Below are 25,353 nucleotides of genomic sequence, written 5' to 3'. Positions count from 1 at the left end.
ATTCTAGGTTTTTAAGGCGTAATTTTATTTAAGTTTTCTTTAATAGCCGATAACATATCGTTAGTAGGAAAACCATTGTTTTGTCTTCTGTTTTTTATAGCGTACCAATCTTTCCATTTATCATCTAAATCACCAGATGCTCTGTGCTTGTAAATAACATCTAATTGCGCTTTAGCCGAAGGAAGCAATGCTTTAGCTTCATTTAAAAACGTTACATTTTTAGATTTCTCGAATTGGTTTTTAAGTTTTGTCATACTATGAAGCGTAGTTTCAAAAGCAATTAAATCATTATATAATTGCGCAGGTAACAACACGTAAGCGTGATAAAAATCGGTCGCTTCTATTTGATAACCTTGCTCTGCTTCCGTTAAAGCTTTCTGTACGTTTTTAGCAACATGCTCTGTAGTTTCATAATCGCCTATAACCCGGTTATAATCGAAAGGAATTGGCGTTTTCCCTGGCCTTCTAATTGGTGCGTTTGATAAATATGAAACCGCCTCACGAATTTCCCACAAATGCTCTACGTAACCTTTACGTCCTTCTTGCGCTTCATGTAAATATTTCATGGAAGCTATAGCGTGATGGGCTGCTGCTTCTGAAAAATATCGAGAAGTCCAGTCCTTGTAAAAAGTATCGGCGTTAAAAGTATCCGGATTATTACAAACGGCACTATAGGCCTCTAGATTTAATAAAAAGGGTCTGAAGTTTTGTCCGTTTACTAAACAAAATTTATCGGCATTATAGGTTTCAAACATCTCTTTCATTATGGTTTCTACCTTGTTTGGATACGGATTATGAACGGTATGATTTAACCAATACCCAGCATGCATATAGGTTCCGAACTCATAATTATCGGTGGTATTTGGTAGATGTTCAAAATCGCCAAACCCATGGTCGGACCAAAGCACCGTCCAATCTGTTGGCGGTCTAAACCCTTCGTTCCACATTTCCATCCCATCAGAATAGCACACCAATACTTTTGATGCATTAGGTTTATACTCATCTACTAATTTCCCAAAGGCCGCATAGACTTCATTAAAAACGTCAATTTTACTTTCGCCACAAGTACTTTCGTATTTCCAGTCCCAAACTTGATGACGCGGGCGCAGAATAAAAATATCGGTTTTTGCCAATGGTGTTTTTTCAAAATAATAACGCCAAGCATCTAGCCAATCTTCTTTATATGTTTTCCAACAATCGGCTTTATCGGCAGACATAGGGTGAATTTGATATCCCAATGCAAAATCGACCGCGACCTTCATACCTTTTAATTGCGCGTAATCAATCATTTTTTCGATGTAATCAATGTCTATTTGGTAGTCTGGTTTTAGCTTTTTATATTCTGGTCGAATAAAGAATTCTGGTCGCCCTAACATATCGAATAACTGGATGGCGTTGTAGCGCATACGCACCAAAGCATCAATCATTTCGGTGTAAGTTTCCCAATCGTATTCTAGTAATTTACCTCGGTAATTTGCCAGCTCGTCCACATCGTTTTCAAAATAAGCTAAAACGGGGACTTTTGGTGGTGCTATAGTTTTTGCTGTGAAGTTAAAAACGGCTTCGTTATCTATTTTACTCGCTGTTTTACCTGTCCAATATTCTAAGGGATCTATACCTAAAAGGTCTTTTGAATAATCGTAAATGGCATACTGCAAGCCTTGCAAGTCTGAACCTCCGATAACAATCGCGTTTTTATGATTTTTGTGATTTACTTTTGCCCAAATCCCACCTCGACTTCCGGGTATTTCAGTGGACAAATTAATATTTTTTTGAATGGCTAACTCTTGGATTAACGCATTTGAAGTTGGTGTTCCTAGAATAAAAACTGTACCATGTTCTGGAAAAGCTTCTTTTTCTGAAACGACTTTAACTTCGGAAGTAATTACTTTTTGCAAATCTGTTTTTAAATCATCTATAGTGTTTAATTCTACTTTTGATAAGTTATCGCCAACCACTAAATAGAAAGATTCATCTACTGTTTTTGTACATGAAAAGCATAAAACAACTATTAATAGAATACTTAAAATGTATTTTTTTTTCATGTTTAAAATGGGATTAAAAAGTGATTGCATCTATAATGTAGAGTAAACAAACCTATTTGTTTCTGTTTACTAATTAAGGAATAACTTACAATTATTAAAAATATAGGCAGACATATTCTCGCCTGCCTATATAAACTAACTTAAAACAACTAAATCTTTTAATTTGCTATTAATAATTCGGGTTTTGAGTCATTGTTTCTGGAGAAATCTCAATTTCTTTAATAGGAATTGGACGTAATAAATGTTTTGAAGCGTCGAATGCGCCATGATCAGCATAATGAGGATTATTAGCAAGTTTCTCTTCTAATTTACCCATACGTTTTAGTACTGCCCATCGGTTAGACTCACCAATTAATTCTAAAGCGCGCTCTACTAAAATATTATCTAAATCTACTGTTGTGTAATGATCTGCAACACCTGTAGCACGCTCTCTTACTCTATTTAAATGAAATAAAGCTTGGGTTGTGTTTCCGGCACCTAAAAAGGCTTCGGCTGCTATAAGATGTGTTTCTGCTATTCTAAAAATGAATGTATCCCTTGCTCCACTAGTTTCTGCTGCAAAAATTTCATCATCAAACTTTTTCATGATTGGAAAATTGATAAATGAAGGATTTAAAGAATACTTATAGTTTACACCATCAATATCGGCAGGAACTCCAAATAAATATTGATCTGGTTGATATACCCAGTAACGGTCTAAACGATCTTTAAGCTCGTCTATATCTAGCGTGTTTTTTGGAAAATAAACTAAAGTATCACCAGGATTAATAATGTCATCTGCAAGTCCACTTGCTTCATCGGCCATAATAGTTCTATGGATTGTTACATTTTCTCTACTATCATTATCATCAAATAAAGAATAAAAATATGGCGTTGGCATTAAACTGTTTCCTTTTGTACCGTATGGATTTGCACGACTTACTCCTGGTAAATCAAACACTTGATACATAAAAAGGGAATGCTTATTATTATTACTATCTTCTGAAATCCCTGTATCACTCCATTGTCCTGCGAAAAGAATTTCATCATTTACTTGATTATCATAAGCAAAAACTTCTTCAAAAGACTGGCTTCTAATATCGTAAGAACCAATAGCTGCAACAGCTAAATCAGCCGCTGTTTGAAAATCTGTACTTTCACCAAAATCTAAGTATGCACGCGTTAAATATACTTCTGATAAAACATGTTGTGCGGCTCTTTTAGAAAAACGTCCGGTCTCTGGGTTATCTAACAAATCCGGAATTGCAGCTTCTAGCTCCTCTATAATTAAGGTATAAGTTTCTTGCTCTGTAGATCTTGTATAATTGTTACGGATACTTTGTGGCTCATCTAAATCTAGAACCACTCCACCATACTGCTGTGCCAGGTTAAAAAAGGCTAATGCTCTTAAGGCTCTTGCTTGCGCTATACCATAAGCTTTTTCGCCTAATTTAGCATCACTCCAATTTACTTGAGTTTCATATCTATTAATAGCTGTATTAGCTTTAGAAATTACATCGTAGTTTGCACTCCATACTCCATTTGTTTGCGGTGCATTTAACCCAACATAATCATTAGTGCTTGAGGTTGAAAAAATTTCTCCTTGAGTTGTAAAAATATCCGTTCCCTCAAATTTATAACCGTAATTTTGATACACTGATCTTGTAGACGTATAAAGCCCTACTATAAATTGATCTGCAGTACTCTCATCAATAAAGTTCTCACTTGTTATTTGTGTGTATATATCTTCTTCTATATAGTCGTTACAACCACTAAGCAAAAGCGATCCACCTAATATAAGTGCAAAGTATTTTATATTGTTTATTGTTTTCATCTTTAATAAAATTTTAAATTAGTAAGATAACTTAAGTCCGAATAATATCGTTTTTGTTAAATAACCTGAATTATAAGAATTCTGTAATCCTGTTTCAGGATCTGGACCTTTATAATCTGTGAATACAAATGGGTTTTGTATATCTAAAGTTAATCTTAAACTAGACATTCTTAATTTTTCTAAAACATCATCATTAAACTGATATCCTAAACCGATATTACCGATTTTAACAAAACTTAAATCTTCGTAATACCACTCTCCTGGGTGACCGTATTCTGGCGCAGGATACTTAGCATCTGTATTATTAGGTGTCCAATAATCTAATTTTATTTTGTTAAATGTAGCATCATCACCATTATATGGTGCAAAGTGAGAATAAAACTCAGAGTGACCGAAAGATCCTTGTCTTGTATAAACTTGTACAGAGAAGTCTAAGTTTTTATAAGTAAAGGTGTTCGTCATACCTCCAATCCAGTCTGGAGATACTTGACCTAAAACCATTTTATCTTCAGCTCCAATAGTTCCACTATTATCAACATCTCTATATTTATATTGACCAGGGAAAGCACCATAAACAGCCGCTTCAGCTGCTTCGTCTAATTGCCAAATACCATCTACTTGGTAGCTATAAATAGCATCTACAGGCTGCCCTACTTCTAACACACCATGTGTTCCGTAAGTTTCCTTATCTAAATCGCCATCTAGCTCAAGAATTTGATTTTTATTTTTCGCAAAATTGATACTTGTAGACCATTTAAAATCGTCTGTTTTAACATTAACAGTATTTAAAGTAATCTCAATACCTTTATTTTCTACAGAACCATAGTTACCCGTTGCAGTAGAATAGCCTGTAATATTTGATAATGTTTTATCTAAAATAGCATCTACAGTTTTCTTTCTATATAATTCTAAGCCTAAAGTTATTCTGTTTTGTAAAACACCTAAGTTTAAACCTATATTAACCTCTTTAGAGCGTTCCCAAGTTAATTCATAATTAGGCAAACCTGCTACACCAACACCGTTGGTATGTGTATCTCCAAATACGTAATCTGAACCAGATAAAAAGGCTAATGAGCTATAAGAACTAACTGGACTATCATTACCAGATTCACCATAACTTAAACGCATTTTTAAATTGCTTAACCAATCTACGTCTTGTAAAAAATCTTCATCACTCGCTTTCCATGCAAATGCTGCCGACGGAAAAAATGCCCATTTATTATTAACTGCTAATTTTGAAGACCCATCATAACGACCTGTGAAAGTAAATAAATACTTATCGGCAATACTATAATTTAAACGACCTGCAAATGATGATAAAGTTTCTTTTCTATAATTAGTATCATAATCTCTAACATCTAACCCTGCAGCAGTGTTGTAAAATGAATAAGAATCTGTATCAAAATCTCGTGTTTCAATATTACTCCACTCTAATTGATTGTAGTATACAGAAGAAATTAATGTTGCTTTTAAGTTTTGAGTTTCTGTTATATCGAAATCAAAATTTATAATGTTATCCCATGTATAAGATGTTTTAAATGAAGAATCGTAATGAGATTGTATTCTAGCTGGCTCATTTCTTGCTGCTTTAGTATACAAACCTCTATACTCACCAAATCTAGTATTCTTAATATTTGGAGCAAATTGTGTTTTAAAACTTAACCATTCTGTTGGTGCGTAATTTAAAAATACATTAGCAATTACATCCAAAGACTTTGTATTCGTTTTCCAAGCACCTTGCGCATCGTAGTAAGGGTTGGTAAAACGTCCATCTTGATCGTCTGGAAACAAAATTACATTTCCATCAGGATCGAAAGAATTAACTGTTGGCGCTAAACGCAATGTACTTCTAAATAATTCTCTACTTCCTTCTTCTCTTTCAGATAAAGCTAAATATGCTTTTACACCTGCTGTAAATTGATCGGATACTTTTTTTGTTATAGACGCACTTAAGTTGTAACGATCGTAACCTTCTATACCTACAACACCTTCATCACTTAAATACCCTATAGAACCACTATAAGTTAAACCATTTTCACCACCAGACATACCTAAATTATGGCTTGTTTGTATTCCCGCATGACGGTAATCTCCAGCCCAATCTGTATATCTACCATTTGCAGCGTTACTTGCTTCTTCATTAGTAGTTCTTAATTCTCTACTTAAATCTACAGCAACATTATTATAATCTTCTACTGTTGGAACATTTCCGTTTTGAAAAAGACCTTTCCAAGCAGTACTTCTTAATGCTTTATCAACAAAATCTACATACTCATCACCATTATACATATCAGGCACATTAGTTGCAGAACGCACACCTAAAGTAGCCTCATACGTAAATACTGTTTTTCCTTCAATACCGTTTTTAGTTGTAATAATTACAACACCATTAGCACCTCTTGCACCATATATTGCTGTTGCAGATGCATCCTTTAAAACATCCATTTGTTGAATATCGGCAGGATTTAAAATATTAATATCATCGAAAAAGATACCATCTACTACATATAAAGGTTTAGATAAATCGTCTGCGGCACTATCACTAATACCATCACGACCACCGTCGGTATTTTTAATTACTGTATTACCTCTAATGTCTATAGATAATGGAGCTCCAGGCTTGTTACTTAATGTTCTAACATCCACACCCGCAATTCTACCTTGCATAGCCTGACCAATATCTGTTTTCTTTTGCTCTGTAAGCGCTTTAGTATCTAAAGACTCAACAGCTCCCGTTAAATCGGTACGTTTTACAGATCCATATCCAATAACAACCACTTCATCAAGTTGAGCGGCATCTTCTTCTAACTTCACATTTAATGATCCTTGTCCTTTATATGTAAGTTCTTTTGTTACAAACCCAATAAAAGAGAAAGTAATTACATCTCCACTTTTCGCATTAAGTTGAAAATTCCCATCGAAATCTGTGGCGGCTCCATTCGATGTTCCTTTTATAATGACGTTCACTCCCGGGATAGGCACATTTTGACTATCGGTTACTACGCCTGACACTTTAGATTGCGACCAAGAGGCACTCGCATAACCTATCAATAAGGTTACTAATAAGAGTTTTAGTTTTTCCATATTATTATTTAGTATTAGTTATACCGCTAATTTATAGTTAAACATTTGTTAATAGATGGACTTATTAATCCAAATTATGGATACAATCATCAAATAAAAAAGAAATTAAAACTTAACAATCCCAATATATACGGGAGACAAAACATGTTTTTATATGATCAATTCGTCCATTAGACTGAATAAAGTGTCCATTTAACATTAATGAAAAAAAAGTATCTTAGTAGAATAATAACTAAGCTTAATTAAAATGAAAAAGACCCTTTTTTATAGCAAAGTATTTCTTGTTGCTATAGTATCTGTATTATTTAGTTGTAAAGAAACGCCAACAGACACCACACCTTGGCAACCTTTATTTGATGGAGAAACCCTTAACGGCTGGCATCAATTAGGAGGTACAGCAGTATACACCGTTCGCGACCAATCTATCGTTGGAACTACAGTACATAACACACCAAATTCTTTTTTAACTTCAGATAAAATGTATGGAGATTTTATTCTCGAATTGGATTACAAAGTAGATTCTACAATGAATTCTGGAATTCAAATTAGAAGTAATAGCATACCTACTTATAGAGACGGACGTGTTCATGGTTATCAAGTTGAAATCGATCCATCTAAAAGAGCTTGGAGTGCTGGTATTTACGACGAGTCTCGTCGTGGCTGGTTAAACACTATGGAAAACAACCCTGAAGCTCAAAAAGCTTTCAAACAAAACGATTGGAATCACTACCGTATTGAAGCTATTGGTGATACTTTAAAAACATGGATAAACGATGTTCCTGCATCTTATTTAATAGATGATAAAACAGCAAGCGGATTTATTTGCTTACAAGTACATGGAATTCATGCTGATAAAAAAGAAGGCACAGAAATTGTTTGGAAAAACATTAAAATATTAACTGAGAACCTTAGTGAGTATTCTAAAAAATCTCCTCTAGAACCTATTATTACTAAAAACCAGCTAACTATAGATGAAAAGAAAAAAGGATGGAAATTACTTTGGGATGGAAAAACGACTAACGGATGGCGCGGTGCCAAACTTGAAGAATTTCCTAAAAGTGGTTGGCAAATTGAAGATGGCGTTTTAAGTGTATTAGCATCTGGAGGAGCTGAATCTACTGCAGGTGGCGATATTGTAACCACAGAACAATTTGGGGATTTTGAATTAACAGTAGATTTTAAATTAACACCTGGTGCAAATAGCGGTATTAAATATTATGTAGATACTAATATCAATAAAGGAGCAGGTTCTTCAATTGGTTTAGAATACCAAATTTTAGACGATGCTTTACATCCTGATGCTAAACTAGGTAATCATGATGGTAGTAGAACGGTAAGTTCTTTATACGATTTAATTCAAGCAAACGTAAACAAACCTATTCACCCAATTGGCGAATGGAATACAGCATATATTATTTCTAAAAACAACCACGTAGAACATTGGTTGAACGGAACAAAGGTTTTAGAATACGAAAGAAAAAGCGATGACTACAAAAAGTTAGTGTCAGAAAGTAAATATGCCAAATGGCCTAATTTTGGCGAGTTAGATAAAGGGGAAATATTACTTCAAGATCACGGAGATTTAGTATCCTTTAAAAATGTAAAAATTCGTCCTATCAACTAAATTTTAACCACCACAACAAAACATTATGAGTTCTAATAGAAGAGATTTCTTAAAAAAAACAGCTTTAGGTGCCGTTGGAGTAACATTGGCCTCTAACAGTATAAATGCCATGTCGGCAAAAAGTTATTCAAAAATCATTGGTTCTAACGACCGCATCAATGTAGCAATACAAGGTTTAGGCCGTCGCTATGGTGCATACATGTCTGCCATTGCTGATAAAAACAATAATATTGAATTGAGCTATTTATGCGACGTCATGAAAAGCCAACGTGATAAAGCAGCAATTGAAGTATCTAAAAAACTAGGTAAAACACCTAAATTAGAAAACGACATCCGTAAAATTCTAAACGATAAAGATGTAGATGCTGTTTTTATGGCCACTCCAGATCACTGGCACGCACCTGGTGCTTGCATGGCTATGCAGGCAGGTAAAGATGTTTACTTAGAAAAGCCTTGTAGTCACAACCCAAAAGAGGGTGAGTTACTTGTTGCTTATCAACAAAAATATAATAAAATTGTGCAAATGGGGAACCAACAACGTTCGTCTTCACAATCACAAGAAGTCATAAAAGCCATTCACGAAGGTGTTATTGGTGATGTGTATAATGCCATTGCTTTTTACACAAGTAAACGTGGGCCAGTACCTCATCAGAAAAAAACAGCTCCGCCAGAAGGTTTAGATTGGGATTTATTTCAAGGGCCAGCACCAAGAAGAGAGTATACAGATGATACTTGGAACTACAACTGGCATTGGTACGGTTGGGATTATGGCACTGCAGAAATGGGAAATAATGCCACACACGAACTAGATATTGCACGTTGGGCACTAGATGTTAAGTACCCAGAGCATGTAGATGTTAAATCTGGTAAATTCCATTATAAAGATGATGGTTGGGAAATGTACGATACTATGGAAGCTACATTTCGTTTTGCTGGCAATCGTTCTATTCAATGGGATGGTCGCAGTAGAAATGGTTACGACAAATACGGTGCTGGTCGTGGTACACTAGTTTACGGTTCTAACGGTTCTGCTTTTATAGATCGTGATGGTTATAAACTATTTGATATTAAGGGAAAAGAGCAAAAAAACAATATTGTAACAGGTATAGAAGATGGAAACGCACTAGGTGGTGGTGGCCAACTTTCTAAAGCACATACGGTTAACTTTTTTGATGCCATTAGAGGTAAAGCCCCATTAACATCGCCTATAGAACAAGGCGCTATTAGTCAGATGTTAACACACTACGCAAATATTGCACACAGAATTGATGATGCTTTTGAAGTTGATGAAACTACCGGACGTATTTACAATAGAGAAGCTATGAAACTTTGGTCTAGAACTTACGAACCAGGTTGGGAAATTAAACCAGTATAAATACAAAAATAAAACCTCGGGACTCTTGTCTCGAGGTTTCTGCTTAAATTACCGTTTCTGTGGAAACAGGAATTTAAAAAATATTGAAATGAAAAGAAGAGATTTTATAATCAAAGGAGCAATGGCTTCTGCTGCAGTTACTACTTCGGCCGCAGCCATGACCAATGTATTTGATTTTAAACACGCAAACGACACTTTAAACATAGGAATTATTGGCACCGGAGATCGAGGTACGGGCCTTTCTGCTAACATTAATTCTATCAAGAATTTTAATATCCTTGGCTGCTGTGACACCTTGCCTTTTAGATTAGAAAATGGTTTAAAAGCAGCACAAGGAACAGCTAAGGGCTACACCGATTATCGTAAACTTTTAGATAATAAAGATATTGATGCTATTTTGGTTTCTACTCCATTTAGCACACATTCCAAAATTGCTATGGATGCTCTAGATGCTGGCAAACATGTGTATTGCGAGAAAACCATGGCTAAAGGTTTTGGAGGCATTCAAGATTTGGTTAATAAAGTCGATCAATCCAATCACGTATTTCAAACTGGACATCAATACCACAGTTCTAGACTTTACACGCACGTTGTAGATTTAATAAAAGCAGGTAAAATAGGAAAGATTTCTGCTTTTGAATGCCAATGGAACCGACACGGAAACTGGAGACGTCCTGTACCAAGTCCTAAATTAGAAAAACAAATTAACTGGCGTATGTATCGCGAGTTTTCTGGTGGTTTAGTAGCCGAACTTTGCTCGCATCAAATAGATTTCGCAAACTGGGTTTTAGGCGAAACTCCTAACCAAGTTATGGGTACCGGTGGTGTAGATTACTATAAAGATGGTAGAGAAACTTACGATAATATTCATTTAATATATAATTACCCAAGCGGTGTAAAAGCTAAATTTACTTGCCTCACTAGCAATGCTAAAGATGGTTACCAAATAAAAGTAATGGGTGATAAAGGCACCATTATTTTAAGCTACACCAAAGCATGGTTTTTCCCAGAAGGTGGTAAGAAAAAAGAATTAGGTATTGTAGATGGCGTATCTGGCGCCACTGTAAAATGGGAAAAAGGATTAGGGATTCCTATTACTGTAGACCATAAAGAGCCTAGTTTACAAGCTTTAATCGATTTTAAAGATAGTATTACAAACAACAGCAAACCTATTTCCGATATTAAAACCGGTGCTAACACGGCTATCTGTGTTCAAATGGGCTTAGAAGCCATGTACACCAACAGCATTATCAAACAAGATGAATTTAAAGGCTTTAAATTTTATGAATAAATATATATTATGTCTATTTACCCTAGTGGCTTTTTCAAGCTTAGGCGCTCAAACTTCTACTAAAGATCTCGATTTAGAGACCTCTTTAATTGAACCACAACAGATTATTAAAATCAGTGATTCTCACTATTTCATTGACTTCGGAAAGGCATTTTTTGGAAATGTAGAGATTACATCAAACGAGAGTCAAAACGATTCTTTAATTATTCATTTAGGTGAAAAGTTAGATGGCGAATTTCATATTGATAGAGATCCCGGAAAAAATATTCGTTACAGATCCTCGAAGTTAAACACATTAGTAGCAAACCAAGCTATAACTCCAGAAATACAAGCATATAAAAGGAATACAACAGGCGCTGCAATTATGTTACCAGAAGATATTGGAGCCATTATTCCGTTTCGTTATTGCGAAATTGAAAATCTAAAAGTTCCTATTGAGTCTATTGAAATCAAGCAAAAAGCACTTCATTTTAAATTTAATGATGATGCCAGCGCTTTCTCTTCATCAGACCCTATTATGGATTCTATTTGGGAACTTTGTAAACATACCATAAAAGCTACGAGCTTTACCGGGTATTACGTTGATGGAGATCGGGAGCGTATTCCTTACGAGGCTGATGCTTATATCAATCAACTAAGTCATTATAGTGTGGATAACGAGTATTCTATGGCGCGCCGCACAAATGCTTATTTTATAGACAATCCTACTTGGCCAACCGAATGGTTGTTACACACTGTACTTATGTTTCATGCCGATTACATGTACACAGGAGATATTGAGCCACTTAAACAAAACTACGAGAATTTAAAGCTTAAAACTTTAATGGATTTAGAACGTGCCGATGGTTTAATAAGTTCTAAATCGCCCAACCTAACCAAAGATTTAATGTCGAAATTAGGTTTCAAAAAAGCAAATGATAAGCTTAAAGATATTATAGATTGGCCACCTGCACAAAAAGATACCGGTTGGAAACTTGCAACACCAGAAGGTGAACGCGATGGTTACGAAATTGTAGATGTAAATACTGCTGTAAATGCGTTTTACTATTATAATTTAAAGTTAATGACTGAAATTGCAACCGTACTTAATAAAACTGAAGATGCTGAATTCTATAAGAAGAAAGCCAAACTTGTAAAAGCAACTATAAACAGCAAACTATTCGATGCTGAAAAAGGTTATTATATCGACGGTGAAGGCTCTACACACTCGGCTTTACACGCCAACATGTTACCGTTGGCTTTCGATTTAGTACCAGAAGAACACGTAGCAACAGTTGCTGAGTTTGTAAAATCTCGTGGTATGGCTTGTAGCGTTTATGGTGCTCAATATTTATTGGAAGGTTTATACAAAAATAACGAGGCGGAATACGCATCAAGTTTAATATCAAACACTGAAGGTGATAGAAACTGGTGGAACATGATACAGGTAGGCTCTACAATGACTTTGGAAGCTTGGGATGTAAAATACAAACCCAATGCCGATTGGAATCACGCTTGGGGAACTGCGCCGCTTAATGCTATTACAAGATACATGTGGGGTATTAAACCAAAAATGGCTGGTTTTAAAGTTGCTGACATTAATCCACAATTAGCTGGCTTAACTTTTACGTCTATTAAAGTGCCTACCAAACAAGGTTTTATTTTAGCTGAATACAAACAAGAATCTAACCAAAATGATGTTTATACTGTGACGATTCCGGAAAATATGACGGCAGAATTCACACTTCCTAAAAACTTCAAAAAGGTTTCTTTAGATAACAAAAAAGTAAAAGGAAAATCTTTATTTTTAACACTTGAAAGCGGAACGCATCATATAAACATAGCTTACTAAGCATCTTATGAAATTAAAAAAACATCTATTTATTCCTTTTTTATTATTAGCCTTTTTTCAATTTACAATAAGCTTTTCGCAAGAATTAAAACCTGCTAGCTTATTTTCAGATGGTATGGTTTTACAACGCGACATACCAGTTCCTGTTTGGGGTACAGCAAAACCTAACTCAAAAATCACGGTGACTTTTGCTAACCAAAAACAGAAAACAAAAGCTGATAATAACGGAAAATGGATGTTAAAATTAGATCCATTAAAAGCATCTAAAATCGCCAGAGACTTAGTAATCTCTGGTGATTCTAAAGTAATTATATCTAACATTTTAGTTGGAGAAGTTTGGATTTGCTCAGGCCAATCTAACATGCAGTTTAATGTGAATAATGTTCCTGAAATAAAATCACTTATTCCGTTTACAAAAAACATTAGAACCTTTCAGGTTAAAAATATAGTATCACTAGAAGAACAAGATGAGGTTACCGGAACATGGAAAGTAACCAACCCGAGCAGCGCTGTTGCTTTCGGTTTTGCTTACTTTTTAGAAAGTATTGGCGATGTGCCTGTTGGAATTATTTTATCGTCTTGGGGAAGTTCTTCTCTAGAAGCATGGATGCCAAGAAGCATGACCGAAGAATTACCGTATTTTAAGACCATAATGGACGATTTTGATAAAGATACAGCAACTCAAAACCGACTTTTAGAAGCTATAAACTCACCAAAAGGCTGGAACATTAAAGAAGATATCTTTATGAGACGTCAACCTAATGTGGTATATAATGCTATGATGAAGCCTCTAGCGCCTTACGCATGTCGTGGACTCGTTTGGTATCAAGGCGAGCGTAACACACGTTATATTTCGGGTGTGCCAGAAGTTACCGAAGCCAATTGGTTTCATAAGGTTGCCGGTATGAAAGAGTATGGTGATATTTTAAAACTTTGGATTCAGAATTACAGAAAAACATGGCAAAACGATAACATGCACTTCGCTGTAGTAATGCTGCCAGGATATGGAAAAGGCACACATGCTAGCCCAAATATTGATTCTAAAAGTCCTACTGCAGAATCTTGGGCATGGATGCGCGAATCTCAATTAAAAGTTTTAGACTTACCAAATACGAGTGTAACAAACACCATAGATTTAGGTAGTGAAACCAATATTCATCCTACTGATAAATTTCCTATTGGGCAACGTTTAGCACTTTCCGCAGCTAAACATACATTAAATCAAAATATAGTTGCAGAAGGCCCTGTTTTGGATCAAGTTGAAATAGAAAACAATAGCTTAATAGTTCATTTTAAAAACAGTAAAGGTTTAAAAACCAACAATAGAAAAGCACCTGAAGGTTTTTGGATTGCAGACGAATCTTTAAACTGGAAAATGGCAGACGCTAAAATAGAAGGTGAAACAGTTATTCTTGAGAATAAAGACGTTAAGAATCCTGAATTTATCAGGTATGCTTTCGCAGGAAAACCAGATGTTAACTTAGTTAATGGAGCTAATTTACCTGCATATCCTTTTAGAACAGATGTTGATGTAAAATAATTATAATTCTAGAACCAATTTTCGATAATTGCTTTTTCAGTATTTGGATTTCCTTTATGAATAAACTCATTTTTAAAGGCGTTATACTCATAATCTTTACTCCAAGCCTCATGGTTTTTCGAAACCTGATCAATAGCATCGCAAATAAAAGTAACCTCAGCGTTTGTTAAGGTTGGATGGATAGACATTCTAATCCAGCCTGGACGCTCCATTAAACAGCCTTCCAAAATTTTTACTTCTATAGATTTTGATGTGCTTTCATCTACATTTAATAAGTAATGTCCATAAGTTCCAGCACAAGAGCAACCACCTCTAGTTTGCACACCAAAGCGATCGTTTAAAAGTTTTACAATCAAATTATAGTGTGCCTTTTCAATATAAAAAGAAAACACCCCTAACCTATCGGTATGTTCTGGTGCTAAAATTTTGAGATTTTCTATAGAAGAAAGCTTATCGAAAATTATAGCATTGAGTTCATGTTCGCGATCCAAAATATTTTGAACCCCCATTTTTTCTTTCAACTGAATAGAAAACGCAATTTTTATGGTTTGTAAAAACCCAGGAGTTCCTCCATCTTCTCGCGTTTCTATATCGTCAATATAATCATGATCACCCCAAGGATTGGTATAACTTACCGTTCCTCCACCTGGGTTATCTGGCACTAAATTTTTATAAAGTTTTTTATTAAAAACTAATACTCCGGAAGTTCCCGGACCACCCAAAAATTTATGAGGAGAAAAGGTAATGGCATCTAGATATTGTTCCTCATCTTCGGGATGCATATCAATATCCACATAAGGTGCTGAACATGCAAAATCTACAAAGCATAGCCCATTGTTTTGATGCATAATTTTAGCAACATCATAATACGGAGTTCGTATACCTGTAACATTAGAACAGCCTGTAATAGCTGCAATTTTTACGGGAACATGGCTATATTCTACCAACAACTTCTTTAAGCCCTCTAAACATGGCAAACCGTTGGCATTAGAAGGAATTACTTTTACACGAGCTATAGTCTCTAACCATGAGGTTTGATTGGAATGATGCTCCATATGCGACACAAAAATTATTGGTCGTTTTTCTTCTGGAACTTCCGTACTATCCTTTAAATTCTCGTTTAATTTAATACCTAAAATACGCTGAAACTTATTGATAGCACCTGTCATTCCTGTTCCAACCGTAATCAAAACATCGTCTTTAGAGGCATTAACATGCTTTTTTATGATAGCTCTAGCATCGTGATAAGCATGCGTCATTACGCTACCTGTTATAGAGGTTTCGGTATGTGTGTTGGCCACAAAAGGCCCAATATCATTTAGTAATTTTTCTTCAATAGGTCGGTATAATCGTCCGCTTGCTGTCCAATCGGCATAAATTATTTTTTTCTTACCGTAAGGAGAATCAAAATACAAATCGACACCAACAACATTATTTCTAAATTGCTCAAAATATGCTTCTAAATTACTGTGTTGATTTTTGATTTTGGAAACACTTTTTAAGACACCCATTGTTGAAAATTAAAATGATTTAGATTGAAACACTTTAAACTCTAGAAATTTATATATCTAAAGAATTAAACAATGTTTTTAATTGTGGATTCGATGGTCTTGGCGCATCGGCCTTAACAACGTTACCTTGTGGATCGATTAATATAAACCTTGGAATACCCGTTACATTGTAAGCTGTTACAAAAGAACGATCGTCTTTAGCAAATAACTGCACACCACCTAACTGTTTTTCTTCAACCATAGTACGCCATTTACTGTGTGCTCTTTGATCGTCTACAGAAATGCTTACAAACTCAATATTTTTACCATGATATTCTTTTTCAACAGCTTTTAACGATGGAATCTCTGCTAAACAAGGTCCGCACCATGTTGCCCATAAATCGATATAAACATATTTTCCTTTTAAATCATCTAAAGATGTGCTACCACCATTGTAGTTTTCGTAATCTACAAATTTTGGAGAAGCTTTACCATTTAGCCCCATTAAGCCTTGTTTTTGCTTATACATACTATGCAACTGTTTTTCTAAACTTATCGCATCGTTTTGCTCACTTACCACAAATAACGAATCTAAATCTCCTGCTTTATCAAGTAAATTTTTAAACGTTTTATTACTTTCTTTCACTTTTTCATTAAAGGCAGTTTCATCTAACTCAAACCAAGTTTCAATATCAAAAACCTCTTCCATAAGCAATGCTTTTTCAGCTAAATAATTACTGGCCTCTGCTCCTGTTCCTTCAAATTTAATGGTTTCATCAAAAGCTTTAGTATCTAACTTCATCTTTAAATCGTAACCATTTTTTAAATATACACGTGCTTGTTCTGCTCCATCATAAACTAAGAATACACCAGGCTCTACTTTTAAAGTATCAGAGAATGTTCCGTCGGCTTTCACTTGAATTACTTTTGAAACGGTACGGCTTCTTACTAATAAAGAATCGGAATTTTGATTTGCAATTGTTCCAGAAAATGTAACATAATCTTTTGGCGCTTCTTCTTTACATGCTGTAAATACTAAACCTATTAATAATACGTAAATAAAATTCTTCATCTGTTATTTTTTAAATTTTGAAATTCCTGTTTTTAGCCAGTTATGATAATCTTCTACATTTGGTGTATAACTTACTGGATCCAATAAATTGTCTTCATTATGATCCATAAGCACGTAGAATGGTTGTGTATTGGCTTTATATTTAATGGTTTGAAGTTCGCTCCATTTCTGACCAATATACTTCAATTTTTTACCCGGTTTTAATTTTGAATCAACCACATCGCCAGCTTCCAACGGACGTTTATCATCAACATATAGCGATATTAATACCACATCGTTTTTTAAAATATTTAAAATCTCTGGTTTTGGCCAAACGTTTTGTTCCATTTTTCGGCAATTTACACAAGCCCAACCCGTAAAATCAATCATTACTGGTTTCCCTACTTTTTTAGCATAAGCCAAACCGGTATCATAATCATTAAAAGCTAAAATATCGTGTGGCGCTAATAAATGTGCTCCTTCTGGTAAATCTCCATGATCGTTGAGCGCGGAAGATCCGGTACCCAATCTTGTATAACCAACACCATACGGCGATTCGCTATAATCTTGTGGTGGCGGAAAAGCACTTATTAAATTTAATGGTGCGCCCCATAATCCAGGAATCATATAAATAGTAAAAGTTAAAACCACTAAACCTAAACTCAACCTACCAACTGAAATGTGCGGTAATGGCGAATCGTGTGGTAATTGAATTTTTCCGAAAAGGTATAAGGCTAATGTTCCAAAAATGGCAATCCAAATTGCGATAAACACTTCGCGCTCTAATAAATGACCTTGCATTACTAAATCGGCTTGCGATAAAAATTTAAAGGCTAAAGCCAACTCCAAAAATCCTAAAACCACTTTTACGGTGTTTAACCAACCACCAGATTTTGGTAATGAATTTAACCAACCCGGGAATGCTGCAAATAAAGCAAAAGGTAATGCAATGGCTAACGAGAACCCGAACATACCAACTATTGGAGCTAAGCCTCCTTTAGATGCTGCCTCTACCAACAAGGTTCCAACAATGGGTCCCGTACAAGAGAACGACACAATAGCTAAAGCTAAAGCCATAAAGAATATGCCTATTAACCCGCCACGATTGGCTTGAGAATCTACTTTATTAGCCCAAGAATTAGGTAGCATAATTTCGAACGCTCCTAAAAACGACGTTGCAAACACCACTAATAATATAAAGAAAATAATATTAAACCATACGTTGGTAGCTAATGCATTTAAAGCATCGGCTCCAAAAATACCGGTTACGGCAGTACCAAGTAAAACGTAAATTACAATAATACAGACACCATAAATAATGGCGTTTTTAATTCCAACAGCTTTATTTTTACTTTGTTTAGTGAAGAAACTCACCGTCATAGGAATCATTGGGAAAACACATGGGGTTAACAAGGCTGCAAACCCTGATAGAAAAGCTATAAAAAAGATACCCCAAAGTCCTTGCTTAGAACTAGACTCGGTAGATTTAATAGCATTATCCTGAACGTTCTCTGCGGTTTTAGCAGCTGCATTTTCTGAAATTATAAAATTTAAATCGACTTCTGTTGGAGGCAAACAACGAGAATCGTCGCAAACCATAAATTCAACAAAAGCATTTATTGTAGAAACACCTTCGGTAACTTTTACTTTTTGCTTAAATGTTGCTGTTTTTTCAAAGAATTTAATTTCCATTTGAAAAACAGGGTCGTCGATAGTATGGCCTTCTTCTTCAAAAGTATTTCCTATTATTTTAAATTGTCCTTCGCTATCATCATAAGTAAACGTTGTTGGTATGGGACCATCTTGAGGTACCGCTTGAGAATACAAATGCCATCCATTATCTATAGTTGCTTTGGAAATTAATTGATATTCGGTATCAGACAATTTTTCAACAGAAGTTTCCCATTTAACAGGCTCTAAAACCTGAGCTTGCCCAAATAAAAAGGATATTAGTGCTAAAAATAAAATTACTTTCTTCATTCCTCAAATTTATTATTAATTATGTAATAGTCTCTAGTTTTTGTATTTCTTTCAAAAAAGCATCAATATTAAAAATTTACTTCGTTTTATACCGTACTATTTTCAAACTACAAAAACTACATGTGCTATAATGACCAAAAAACACGTCATTACCCTTAGTTAAATTCTGTTAAAATTTAAAAATCAGGTTACATTAAGACATCATTACATCTATTTTCGGTCGAAATTTACAACATATTTTAAATGAATTTTCAAAGATTATAAAACTTTAACACCCGCAACATCTAAACTGTGCCATACATAGATTTTTAGCAGTAAAACCAAGCTATAATTAAAACTTAAAACAAAAAAAAACGTTCACTTAAACAGTGAACGTTTTAAAAGATCTCGAATTAAATAACTAATAAAATTAAGAGATAATATTGAATGTTAGAGGATACGTTGGATTTTCACCACGACTTGCTCTTAAGGCATTTACTATTGGTAAAATAATTGAAAGAAGTCCTAATGCTGCAAAACCTAGTAAACCTAAGCCAAAGAACAGTATTAATGGTACGCAGATGATAAACCAAATAATAAGACTTAATTGGAAGTTGATAATGCTTTTTCCATGGGTATCCATTTGGTTTACTCGCCCTTTATTGGCTAGCCATAAAATTAATGGTAGCAGCAAACTACCAAAGCCGGTTACTAAAGATATTAACTGACTTAAATGTGTAATAACTAATAATTGTTTATCGTTTCTCATGGTTTTGATATATTTTGATTGATGTATTAATATGACGCCTAGGTCTTTAATTTGTTACATACACTACCATTAATTATTTATAAATTAAATGCTCTAGAATATTTTTCATGTTGTATTTTTGGCACAATAAATGATTAATGCCACGTTATAACATAAAACCAAACACATATATGATGCGTTTTACCCTACTTATAGCTTTATTTTTTTCGGTTGCCTTACAGGCACAAAATAATGCCATTGCCCCAGATGAAAAATTAGTTTACACGGCCTCTTACAACATGTCTGGTATTCTAAACGACATCGCCCAAGTTACCATGTCTACAGCAAAAGTGAACACTTCTAAAGCCACACTAATGCGTTTAAAAGTTACAGCTTTAACCTATAGCAAATGGGATAACTTTTTTAAAATTAGAGATTTATACGAGAGCTATGTAAGTCCAAAAACATTAACACCTTATTTATACAAGCGTGATATTAATGAAGGCGGTTATTACAAAGCCATGAAATACACCTTTAGCCATAAAACCAATACGGTTAAAACGGTGCAAACCAAAAAGAATAACTACGTAGAAAACAAAACAGTTTCTATAAACAAAGGCACAAAAGATATTGTTTCGGCTTTATACTATATCCGTTTGTTTGATTATGCTAGCATGAGCAAAGGCAGCAGTAAGAGCTTAAATATTATTTTCGACAGAAAAGAGTTTAACGGTAAAATAACCTATTTGGGTAAAGAAACCATTTCTACAGCCATTGGTACTAAGGAATGCTACAAACTATCTATTGGTGCAGATAGCTCTAGCGGCCTACAAGGTTCTAGTAACTTTTTATGGTTAACAGCCGATGAAAATAAAATTCCGGTTTACGGAAAGTTTAAAATTCCTGTTGGAAATGGTGAGTTAAAAATAAAATCGGCTTCTGGTTTAAAAAACTAAACCCGTTTTTTTTAATAACTAACTTTATAACTCCCTTTATTGAATAAAAACTCAAACTCATGAAAAAGATTTTCACCATACTCGCCGTAATAGCATCTGTTTTTGCAATTATTTTTTCGGTATTACCAATTTCTAACTTAGCCATTATTCCTGCCGTAGCAGCGCTTATCTTTGGTTTAATCGCCTTTTACTTATCTAAAAAAACAGGCGAAATTAAAAAAACCATTCAGTTTTCGTTTTTCTTAACCATTGCTGCTTTAGCTATTGTAACTTATAAATCTGTTTTTACAGCAACCGAAATTGCAAACACAGAGTTTATTGATGCCAAAGAAATGGAATCTGAAGAAGCTGCTTTAGACGATTTGGAAGACTTAGAAATAGAAGATCTAGAAATTGATGATGCTGATTTAGAATTTGATACCTCGGAATTAGAAATTGACGCACAAGAATTGGAACTAGAAGCGCCAGCATTAGAGGTTGAACCAGAAGCTTTAGAAATTAACGAAGCCGATTTAGAAAGCTTTGATGAGAACATAGAAATAGACGAATCGGATTTAGAAGATATCGAATTCTAAAAAGCAACTCGTTTTATATTAAGCTTTTCCTTAAAATAGAAAGCACAACTACAGCCCAAGTTAAATTATTTAGCTTGGGCTGTGTTCATTTTTAATTTTGTAATATCTTAGCAGATAAATTCTATCTCCTATGAAAAATTACCTTCCACTATGCTTAGTGGCCTTTACATTAATGGCTTGCAGTAGTTCTCAAAACAAATCTAAAACCACTGCTAACGCCGAAACTTACGCTAAAACAATTACAGCTGCAGAATTAAAAGACATGCTTTACACCTATGCCTCTGATGATTTTGAAGGTAGAAAAACAGGCGAACCAGGCCAAAAGAAAGCCATTGAGTTTATTAAGCAAGGTTACGTAGCAAACGGTATTCCTTCGCCTATTGCAGAAGGCGATTACTTTCAAGAAATTCCTGCTTCATTTTTTAAAGGCGATACCAAAGCTTCAGAAAATGTATTAGCTTATATAAAAGGATCGGAAAAGCCAGATGAAATTATTATTGTTTCGGCACATTTAGATCATATTGGAATCTCAAAAAATGGAGATATTAACAACGGAGCCGATGATGATGGTTCTGGAACGGTTGCCGTAATGGAAATTGCTGAAGCTTTTAAACAAGCTGCCGATAAAGGTTTTGGACCAAAGCGTTCTATTCTGTTTTTACATGTTACAGGTGAAGAAATTGGACTATATGGCTCACGTTATTATGCAGACGAAGATCCTGTTTTTCCTTTAGCAAACACTGTAGCTAATTTAAATATTGATATGATTGGCCGTGTAGATCCTAAACACGAAAACAACGAGAACTACCTTTATTTAATTGGTGCAGATAAATTGAGTAAAGAATTACACGAAATCTCAGAATCAATAAATAAACAATACACTAAAATAGATTTCGATTACACTTATAATGATGAAAACGACCCGAATCGTTTCTATTACAGATCGGATCACTACAACTTTGCTAAAAACAATATTCCTGTAATATTCTATTTTAATGGTACGCATGCCGATTACCATAAACCAAGTGATACTCCAGATAAAATTAGATACGATTTATTAGAAACTCGCGCGAGACTTGTATTTTACACTGCTTGGGAACTTGCTAATCGCGATGAGCGCTTAAAACTAGATTAAACAAACTTATAAAATTTAAAAAAATGGGAGCCGTAGATCAATCTATTATAAAGAATATAGCTGAAGATTTAGACTGCGGCTGCACCTGTTTTTATAATATCAAAACTAAAGAAGTTATAGCCATCCCCAGTTTTATGGATGGTTTTGATGATTTCGATGATGATGAATTTAAACCACCTACTGGAGATGATTTTATCAAAATTAATCCCTTAGAAGGTTCCGATTCCTTTAAAATAATGGAATCATTTGTACAGCAACTCCCTGAAAACGCTTTGCAGCAAGAACTAGAACATACCTTACGCAACAAAAAACCTTTTCAGAACTTCAAGTATTTAATTGAAGCTTCAGAATTTAGAACGTCTTGGTTTAACTTTAAGCAAAAAGAAATTGAAAAGCATGTGGTAATTCAATTGAATAAAGGTTGAATGAAATTAATCTTATCCCGTAGTTGTAGGTAAGCTAAAACCGAAATAAATCAATGAAATTCGAACTATGAAAAAAGATTCTTATTCTGGACTTTCTTGGATGACAGAGGAAATAAAAAACGAATTAATTATACGAGATAAAATTGTTGAAAATGAAGATATTGAAAGTCTATTTTCTTTAAAAGACAATTCTGACTTTTCAATTGCATTATTTGAAATCCTTCAAAAAAGGAACGAAAAAGATCCTAATTCTCTAAATGAAATTGAACTGAATTTATTTTTATGTATGAATTTAGAAAATGCAGGTCAAGCAGATAGTATTTTGACTTTTTTACAAGAATGGTTTCCTGAACAGAATGAAAAAGTTATTAAATCGCTGAATGAAATTGGAGCGTCCAAATCATCTGAAATAATAAAAAAAGCTATTGAATTACTTCCTGAAAATGGTACTTGGTTTTTTGAAAGTTCAAACGAAGAATCTGAAAGAATTATGAGTGAATTAGATTCTGAATTTTCTAATTATCCAGATGGTTCAATGAGAAATTTATATCGAAAATATGCCGAAAAAAATAGGAATGAATTATAAAGCCTACCTACAACACCATATATAATTTATTGCTGGCTACTTGCCTACTTACGAAAATCCTCTCGGATTTTCTTGATCAGTAATTATTTACTCAATTAGGTACTTAAACCACACAACAAACCATATATAAACACGTTGGCACAGCACTACATTTCCTCAATAAAACAACTTAATAATTACAAATTAACCATTAAATCATTTAAAAAAGCACTGTAATTATTCAACTCTAAAGGAACATCTGCATTTTTTTCCATATCGTGAAAATGATGTGTTGCTAATAATTCCATTCCTGTAAAAGCATTCATTCTGTGAAAGCCAAACATAACACCTTCATCTACACTTTTCTGATTAAAAAATTCATTTTCTAAAGTAAATGCGGTTTTAGGTGCATTCCAACTTGTAGTAAGTATATATTTTTTTCCGTGCATTAAACCTCCTGTTCCGTAATTGATGTTTGGATTTTTTCTACTTCTTCCATCACTGGCATAAATTCCATTTTGATGACCTTCCGTAAAAACTTCATCTATATATTTTTTAAATCCAAAAGGAATTTGAAACCACCAAATTGGAGTATGATAAATCACTATATCTGCCCACTTAAATTTTTCAACCTCTTCCTTTACATCATAATTGTCGCCTACTTGAGTAAATTTAACTTCAAATTCTTCACGTGTGTCAAAATATGAAATAGTATTGTTGAAAAGTGTTTCGTTAAATCGTCCACCAGAATGTGCAAATGGATGACTTCCATTAATTATAAATATATTTTTCATTTGTCTCTTATTTTATTTGAGGCAAAATTAAAGCAATACTTATTATCGTAAAAATAATACAAATCATACCTTTGTATAAATATTTTAATAGATATGGTAAATTTAGAATGGTATAGAACATTTAAAGAAATATATGAAAACGGAACTTTAACTAAAGCTTCTATTGCTTTATACGCTTCTCAACCCGGAGTTAGTGTACACTTGAATGCTTTAGAAGCTTATGTTGGTAAAAAACTATTTGAGCGAACATCCAGAAAAATGATTCCAACAGAGGATGGGAAATTTTTATATGAATACATTATTGAATCTTTAAAAAAACTAGAAATAGCAGAACAGCATTTTAAAAAAACAACTCAAGAAAAAAATCCATCTCTAAACATTGGAATGTGTTCTGAAATGTTTCAACTAATTATTGAACCAGAAATTCCCAAATTAGACTTCGACTTAGTTGCTAGATTTGGAGCGCATACAGATTTAATAAAAGACCTAAACAACGGCATTTTAGATTTAGTTATAACACCTAAAAAACAGAATGAAAAAAAATCATTAGTTGAATATATTCCGTTTTCAAAAGAAAGAATCGTTTTAATAGCAGGAAATAAAACGGATACAACTAAAATACAAAAACACATTAATTCTAATAATATAAACAAGTTAGAAGACGAACTGCTTCAAAATGTTTGGTATAGTTCATCAAACGAAATGGAACATTTTAGACGTTTTTGGTTTGAGAATTTCAATAAGAAACCTGCTTTTAAACCAAACTACATTTTACCAAACATTACTTCCATAATAAGGTGTTTAAACAATGGTAATGGACTTGCATTAGTTCCAGATTTTTTATGCCAAGAACAAATTTTAAGAAACGAGATAAATCTAGTTTGGGAAGGAAACGTGAAAACGGAAAACACCTTATATTTTGCTTCAAGAACAGATTTGAAATACAAAAAAGAATTAGATACAATTAAGACTATATTTACATCAAAAATGAAATAAAGGCAGTACAACGCCGAAAAACAAAAACACTAAAACAACAACATACAACCGTTACT

19 protein-coding genes are annotated in these 25,353 nt (G+C 34.0%); 11 read left to right on the top strand and 8 right to left on the bottom strand.

Translation table 11 applies throughout. From position 1 onward, the window contains the following. Positions 1-11 precede the first annotated feature (11 nt). The 3 genes from BM246_RS13345 to BM246_RS13335 form a co-directional block, all read right to left on the bottom strand. Positions 12-2,045, bottom strand: coding sequence for a glycosyl hydrolase 115 family protein (locus BM246_RS13345; protein WP_175489799.1), 2,034 nt, complete (start codon positions 2,043-2,045; stop codon positions 12-14). A gap of 169 nt (positions 2,046-2,214) precedes the next feature. Further along, positions 2,215-3,858: a RagB/SusD family nutrient uptake outer membrane protein gene (locus tag BM246_RS13340; RefSeq protein WP_042497973.1), complete on the bottom strand. Its 1,644-nt coding sequence runs from the start codon at positions 3,856-3,858 to the stop codon at positions 2,215-2,217. An 18-nt stretch (positions 3,859-3,876) separates the two neighbouring features. Further along, positions 3,877-6,942: a SusC/RagA family TonB-linked outer membrane protein gene (locus tag BM246_RS13335; protein WP_052415499.1), complete on the bottom strand. Its 3,066-nt coding sequence runs from the start codon at positions 6,940-6,942 to the stop codon at positions 3,877-3,879. Between the two features lie 247 nt (positions 6,943-7,189). Here BM246_RS13335 and BM246_RS13330 point away from each other — a divergent pair, with 247 nt between their 5' ends. The 5 genes from BM246_RS13330 (at position 7,190) to BM246_RS13310 (ending at position 14,603) form a co-directional block, all read left to right on the top strand. Then, entirely contained in the window at positions 7,190-8,566 is a 1,377-nt protein-coding gene (locus BM246_RS13330) for a 3-keto-disaccharide hydrolase (RefSeq protein WP_074938558.1), read from the top strand. A gap of 25 nt (positions 8,567-8,591) precedes the next feature. Continuing rightward, positions 8,592-9,941, top strand: a complete 1,350-nt coding sequence (locus tag BM246_RS13325; RefSeq protein ID WP_074938556.1) for a Gfo/Idh/MocA family protein — start codon at positions 8,592-8,594, stop codon at positions 9,939-9,941. Between the two features lie 88 nt (positions 9,942-10,029). Beyond that, complete coding sequence (locus BM246_RS13320) at positions 10,030-11,232, top strand: Gfo/Idh/MocA family protein (RefSeq protein ID WP_074938554.1); 1,203 nt, start codon at positions 10,030-10,032, stop codon at positions 11,230-11,232. After that, positions 11,225-13,063, top strand: a complete 1,839-nt coding sequence (locus BM246_RS13315) for an alpha-L-rhamnosidase-related protein (RefSeq protein WP_175489798.1) — start codon at positions 11,225-11,227, stop codon at positions 13,061-13,063. Before BM246_RS13320 ends, BM246_RS13315 begins: the two co-directional genes overlap by 8 nt. A gap of 7 nt (positions 13,064-13,070) precedes the next feature. Further along, positions 13,071-14,603, top strand: a complete 1,533-nt coding sequence (locus BM246_RS13310) for a sialate O-acetylesterase family protein (RefSeq protein ID WP_074938549.1) — start codon at positions 13,071-13,073, stop codon at positions 14,601-14,603. Between the two features lie 8 nt (positions 14,604-14,611). Here BM246_RS13310 and BM246_RS13305 read toward each other — a convergent pair whose 3' ends face one another. The 4 genes from BM246_RS13305 to BM246_RS13290 form a co-directional block, all read right to left on the bottom strand. Then, entirely contained in the window at positions 14,612-16,114 is a 1,503-nt protein-coding gene (locus BM246_RS13305; protein ID WP_074938547.1) for an aminotransferase class V-fold PLP-dependent enzyme, read from the bottom strand. A gap of 49 nt (positions 16,115-16,163) precedes the next feature. Continuing rightward, positions 16,164-17,165, bottom strand: a complete 1,002-nt coding sequence (locus BM246_RS13300) for a TlpA family protein disulfide reductase (RefSeq protein ID WP_074938545.1) — start codon at positions 17,163-17,165, stop codon at positions 16,164-16,166. A 3-nt stretch (positions 17,166-17,168) separates the two neighbouring features. Beyond that, positions 17,169-19,124, bottom strand: coding sequence for a protein-disulfide reductase DsbD family protein (locus tag BM246_RS13295; RefSeq protein WP_074938543.1), 1,956 nt, complete (start codon positions 19,122-19,124; stop codon positions 17,169-17,171). 409 nt (positions 19,125-19,533) lie between these two features. Beyond that, positions 19,534-19,872: a DUF4870 domain-containing protein gene (locus BM246_RS13290; RefSeq protein WP_074938541.1), complete on the bottom strand. Its 339-nt coding sequence runs from the start codon at positions 19,870-19,872 to the stop codon at positions 19,534-19,536. A 170-nt stretch (positions 19,873-20,042) separates the two neighbouring features. Between BM246_RS13290 and BM246_RS13285 the strand changes: the two genes are divergently transcribed. The 5 genes from BM246_RS13285 to BM246_RS13265 all read left to right on the top strand — a co-directional run bounded on the left by BM246_RS13285 (position 20,043) and on the right by BM246_RS13265 (position 23,528). Beyond that, positions 20,043-20,807 carry a DUF3108 domain-containing protein gene (locus BM246_RS13285; protein ID WP_042506256.1) on the top strand — a complete coding sequence of 255 codons (765 nt, stop codon included), beginning with the start codon at positions 20,043-20,045 and terminating at the stop codon, positions 20,805-20,807. Between the two features lie 59 nt (positions 20,808-20,866). Continuing rightward, positions 20,867-21,382, top strand: a complete 516-nt coding sequence (locus BM246_RS13280; RefSeq protein WP_074938538.1) for a hypothetical protein — start codon at positions 20,867-20,869, stop codon at positions 21,380-21,382. 130 nt (positions 21,383-21,512) lie between these two features. Continuing rightward, on the top strand, positions 21,513-22,517 hold the full coding sequence (locus BM246_RS13275) for a M28 family metallopeptidase (RefSeq protein ID WP_074938536.1): 1,005 nt from the start codon (positions 21,513-21,515) through the stop codon (positions 22,515-22,517). 23 nt (positions 22,518-22,540) lie between these two features. Next, positions 22,541-22,942 (top strand): UPF0158 family protein, encoded by a 402-nt coding sequence (locus tag BM246_RS13270; protein WP_042506164.1) that lies wholly within the window; start codon positions 22,541-22,543, stop codon positions 22,940-22,942. Positions 22,943-23,009: 67 nt separating this feature from the next. Further along, positions 23,010-23,528, top strand: coding sequence for a DMP19 family protein (locus BM246_RS13265; protein WP_042497949.1), 519 nt, complete (start codon positions 23,010-23,012; stop codon positions 23,526-23,528). 176 nt (positions 23,529-23,704) lie between these two features. On the opposite strand, the gene BM246_RS13260 is transcribed toward BM246_RS13265, so the two are convergent. Further along, a complete protein-coding gene (locus BM246_RS13260) occupies positions 23,705-24,301 on the bottom strand; it encodes an NAD(P)H-dependent oxidoreductase (protein WP_042506171.1) in 597 nt (198 codons plus the stop codon). A 93-nt stretch (positions 24,302-24,394) separates the two neighbouring features. On the opposite strand from BM246_RS13260, the gene BM246_RS13255 reads away from it, so the two are divergent. After that, positions 24,395-25,297 (top strand): LysR family transcriptional regulator, encoded by a 903-nt coding sequence (locus BM246_RS13255; protein ID WP_074938535.1) that lies wholly within the window; start codon positions 24,395-24,397, stop codon positions 25,295-25,297. Positions 25,298-25,353: the final 56 nt, after the last annotated feature.

It is taken from the genome of Algibacter lectus (assembly GCF_900112395.1).
In the GTDB taxonomy this organism is placed as follows: Bacteria; Bacteroidota; Bacteroidia; order Flavobacteriales; family Flavobacteriaceae; genus Algibacter; species Algibacter lectus.
The sequence above is the reverse complement of the archived record's forward strand: the minus strand, read 5'-3'. Positions and strand labels throughout refer to the sequence as shown.